Below are 3,533 nucleotides of genomic sequence, written 5' to 3'. Positions count from 1 at the left end.
GCTCCGGAGCGGTGGGGGGTGCCGAGCGGCGGAGGGACGCAGCGCGGTGGAACAAGTTCATGATTCACCTGGTTACTGGACGAAGGATTTTGCCGCAAGCCTTCTCCGGGGATCGCCAATGGTTCGAATCGGCATTGACAGGCTTATACGTCACCACCGCACGGCGAATGGCTACACGATCCACACATGCCCGCCACGGACGGGCGCGCCGATTTTCCCGGCATTTCCCTTCTTGCGTTTTCGCGGCGACAACGTCGGTGCGCCAATGAACTACCAGGGTCTCTGAGCAGCTGGGATCACACGATCGGGTCGAGTTGCCGGTGCGAGGGACTGTCAGCCTTCCTCCCGGAGTTCACTCGGCTCACAGTGTGATCATGAAGACTCCACGATTTCACTCCCTGCCCGGGTCCTTCGCGCACTCGGCTGCCGCAGTCGTCATCAGCCTCGCGGCAGCGATGACCTCCGCCGCACCTGCGGCGGCCCAGGCAGCCGCAGGGCCTGACCAAGACCGATGCGCGATGTCCGTCACGTCGCAGCAGGGCGTCGAGGGCATCCTTTGGGCTGTTGTGTTCGGGCCTTCGAACAGATCGAACGGGCAGGACTACTGCAAGTCCCAGTCCGAGGGCTCCCGCACCGAGGGCTCCCGCACTGAGGGCTCCCGGAGCGAGGGGTCCCGAAGGGAAGGCTCCCGGAGCGGGGAATCCCAGGGCGAGGGCTCCCGGAGCGGGGGACCGCAGGGTGAGGGGTCCCAGAATGGGGGACCGCAGGGTGAGGGGTCCCGGAATGGGGGGCCGCAGGGTGAGGGGTCCCGGAGTGAGGGACCCCAGAGTGGCGGTTCCCGGTCTGAGGGGCCTCAGAGCGGAGGATCTTCGGCTGAGGGCGAAGACTGACGGTCGGCGCACCGCCCGCCACGTACGGGCAGGTCTCCGCGCCCGCGACGCCCGCCTCCTCACCGAGCGCGACGTACGCCGCCCCGCCCCGCCTCGGCCGTCCGGACCGAGCGGGTCGAGGGCGCCGCACTCCGTGAGGAGCCGGTCGGGGGAGTGACAATCGCCGCATGGACATCCGGCAGCTGGAGTACTTCCTCGCGATCGTGGACCACGGTGGCTTCAACCGGGCGGCCCTGGCCCTGTACGTCTCGCAGCCGGCGCTGTCGCAGACGGTTCAGTCGCTGGAGCGGGATCTGGGCACCGCACTGTTCCACCGCATCGGCAAGCGGGCGGTGCTCACGGAGGCCGGAACGGCGCTGATCGAGCCCGCCCGCGCGGCCGTGCGCGGCCTGCAGACCGCGCGCGCCAGCGTCGACGCCGTCCACGAACTGCGCACGGGCCGGCTCGACATTGCCGCGATGCCCTCCCCGGCCGTCGAGCCGCTCACCTCGATGATCCGCTCCTTCGGCGACCGCCACCCCGGTGTGCGGGTGTGCGTCCGTGCCGCCTTCACCCCGAGGGACGTCATCGGCATGGTGCGCACCGGAGCCGGGGAACTGGGGCTGTTGACCACCCCCGGCCCGCTGCCCGCGAAGGACGTGGTGGCGCACCCTGTCGGCGTGCAGGGACTGGTCCTGCTGACCCCGCTCGACGGTCCGTTCCCCGCGGGCAGGGCGGTGGCGGCGGAGGAGCTGGCCGGGCAACGGCTGATCATCGTTCAGCGGGGGACGGCAGGGCGGTCCTACGTGGACGAACTGCGCGAGCGCGGCGTCGAGTTCACCGTCGCCGCCGAGACCGAGCACCGGGCCTCGGTGCTGCCCATGGTGCTGGCGGGGGTCGGGCTCGCCGTGGTGACCGACTCCTGGCGCGGGACGGCGGAGCGGGCGGGCGCACTGGTGCTCGACCTGGAGCCGAACCCCGTGCTGCGCATCGGGCTGATCCGCCGCGAGGGCCCGTTGTCCCCGGCGGCCCGGGCTTTCCTCGACTCCGCCCTGGCGCGGAAGGAACCCGAGGACTAGCGCGCCTGGAGCATCGGAGATCGGAGCGCTCCGGAGCGTCGAAGATCGGAGCGCTCTTGAGTAATCGGAGACAGACATCCGATGCGGTTGATCAGTCAAGCGTTGTCGGGGAACGCGGTCTGTTCGTCGTAGGGGATGTGGTGGGTGAGGCAGTGGTGGAGGCAGCCGAGTAGGCGGTTGAAGAGGTTGCGTTGTGCTGCGACGTGTCGTTCTTCGGCTGTGCGGCGGCGGTCGTAGTGGGCTCTTGCTCCGGCTGATGCGGTGAGGGCGGCGAAGGCCCAGATGTAGCCGGCTGAGGCGAGACGCTGATTCTTGATGTGCCTGGCCAGGACGGTGGTCTTGCGTCCGGAGGATCTGGTGATGGGGGCCGATCCGGCGTAAGCCTTGAGGGCGCGGGCGGTGGCGAAGCGGGTGTGGTCGTCGCCGAGTTCGGCCAGGACGCGGGCACCGGTGAGGTGGCCGAGGCCGGGGAAGCTGGTAATGATCTCGGCGTCCTCGTGGGTGGTGAAGGCGTCGACGACCGCGGCCTCCAACTCGTCGGCGCTGGTGCAAGCCGCCTCGAACTGCCGCAGCAGGGCGAGGGTCTTGATGCCCATCGCCTGCTCAACCAGGGGTCCCTGATGCATCTGGGGTTCGCGCAGTAAGCCGTGGAGGCGTTCGACCTCGCCGGTGATTTCGCGTTGGCGGCCGGCCTTCTTGAGGATGGCTCGCAGCTGGGGGCGGGTGAGCTGGGCGGCCTGCGTGGGAGTGGATGCTGCGGCCAGCAGGGTGCGGCTGACGGGTGAGGCGAGGCCCTCACGGAAGTGGCGGAAGACGGTGAGGAACGCGGGGAAGTACTCGCGCAGGTGGGAGCGCAGCCGGTTGCCGGTCTGGACGCGGTCCCAGACGGCGTCCTGTTGGGCTCGGGCCAGGACGGTGATGGCTTGGGCAAGGTGGCTGTCGGCGGGCAGGGGGCGGTGTTCGGTGGGGTCGGTGCGCAGGATGTGGGCCAGGACTTTGGCGTCGAGGTGATCCGACTTCTTGCGGCTGAGTGCGTAGCGGTCGCGGTAGCGGGCGGCGGTGAGTGGGTTGATTACGTAGATCGGTCGCCCGGTGGCGCGCAGGCAGGCGACCAGGAGTCCGTGGGAGGTCTCGATGGCGACGGGGATCGGGTTGTTGGGCTTGTCGCCGTGGTGGGCCAGGAGGTCGAGGAGCTGGGTCAGGCCCTGGGGATTGTCGTCGATGCGGAGCTTGGCGAGGAGGGTGCCGGTCTCGTCCAGCAGGGCGATGTCGTGGTGGTCGGTGGCCCAGTCGATGCCGCAGAACACGCTGGTCATAGGGCTGTCCTCTGGTTGGCGGTGGTGTGCTGGTCCCCGCCGGGGCAGGGGCTGCGCGTCGTCCTAATGGCAGGGCTCAAGGGCCCGTCATCCGATCAGTCGTTCGCAATCCCAGCGGTCGTCAGGGGTCTCGGTCTGCTGCGGAACTGAGGGTTCGCCGAGCGGTGAGAGGTGTTCCCTGGCGGCGGCTTGGACCACGAGCCAACGATGCCGTTGTTGGTCCTTCGGCGGGGGTGGCGGGGGCGGCCCGCGCGGGACGAAGGCAGGAG

2 protein-coding genes are annotated in these 3,533 nt (G+C 69.5%); one reads left to right on the top strand and one right to left on the bottom strand.

Annotation, left to right across the window (positions count from 1 at the left end; genetic code table 11):
• Positions 1 to 1,057 precede the first annotated feature (1,057 nt).
• A complete protein-coding gene (locus FNH08_RS47150; protein WP_152778027.1) occupies positions 1,058 to 1,948 on the top strand; it encodes a LysR family transcriptional regulator in 891 nt (296 codons plus the stop codon).
• A 95-nt stretch (positions 1,949 to 2,043) separates the two neighbouring features.
• Here the strand turns inward: FNH08_RS47150 and FNH08_RS47145 are convergent, their stop codons facing one another.
• Positions 2,044 to 3,264: an IS110 family RNA-guided transposase gene (locus tag FNH08_RS47145; RefSeq protein ID WP_152778025.1), complete on the bottom strand. Its 1,221-nt coding sequence runs from the start codon at positions 3,262 to 3,264 to the stop codon at positions 2,044 to 2,046.
• Between the last annotated feature and the right edge of the window lie 269 nt (positions 3,265 to 3,533).

This window comes from Streptomyces spongiae (assembly GCF_009377185.1).
Lineage (GTDB): Bacteria > Actinomycetota > Actinomycetes > Streptomycetales > Streptomycetaceae > Streptomyces > Streptomyces spongiae.
This window is presented reverse-complemented; position numbering and strand designations above follow the sequence as displayed.

Coding starts and splice junctions, on each gene's coding strand:
- FNH08_RS47150 (WP_152778027.1), top strand. CDS start 1,058: ATGGACATCCGGCAGCTGGAGTACTTCCTCGCGATCGTGGACCACGGT.
- FNH08_RS47145 (WP_152778025.1), bottom strand. CDS start 3,264: ATGACCAGCGTGTTCTGCGGCATCGACTGGGCCACCGACCACCACGAC.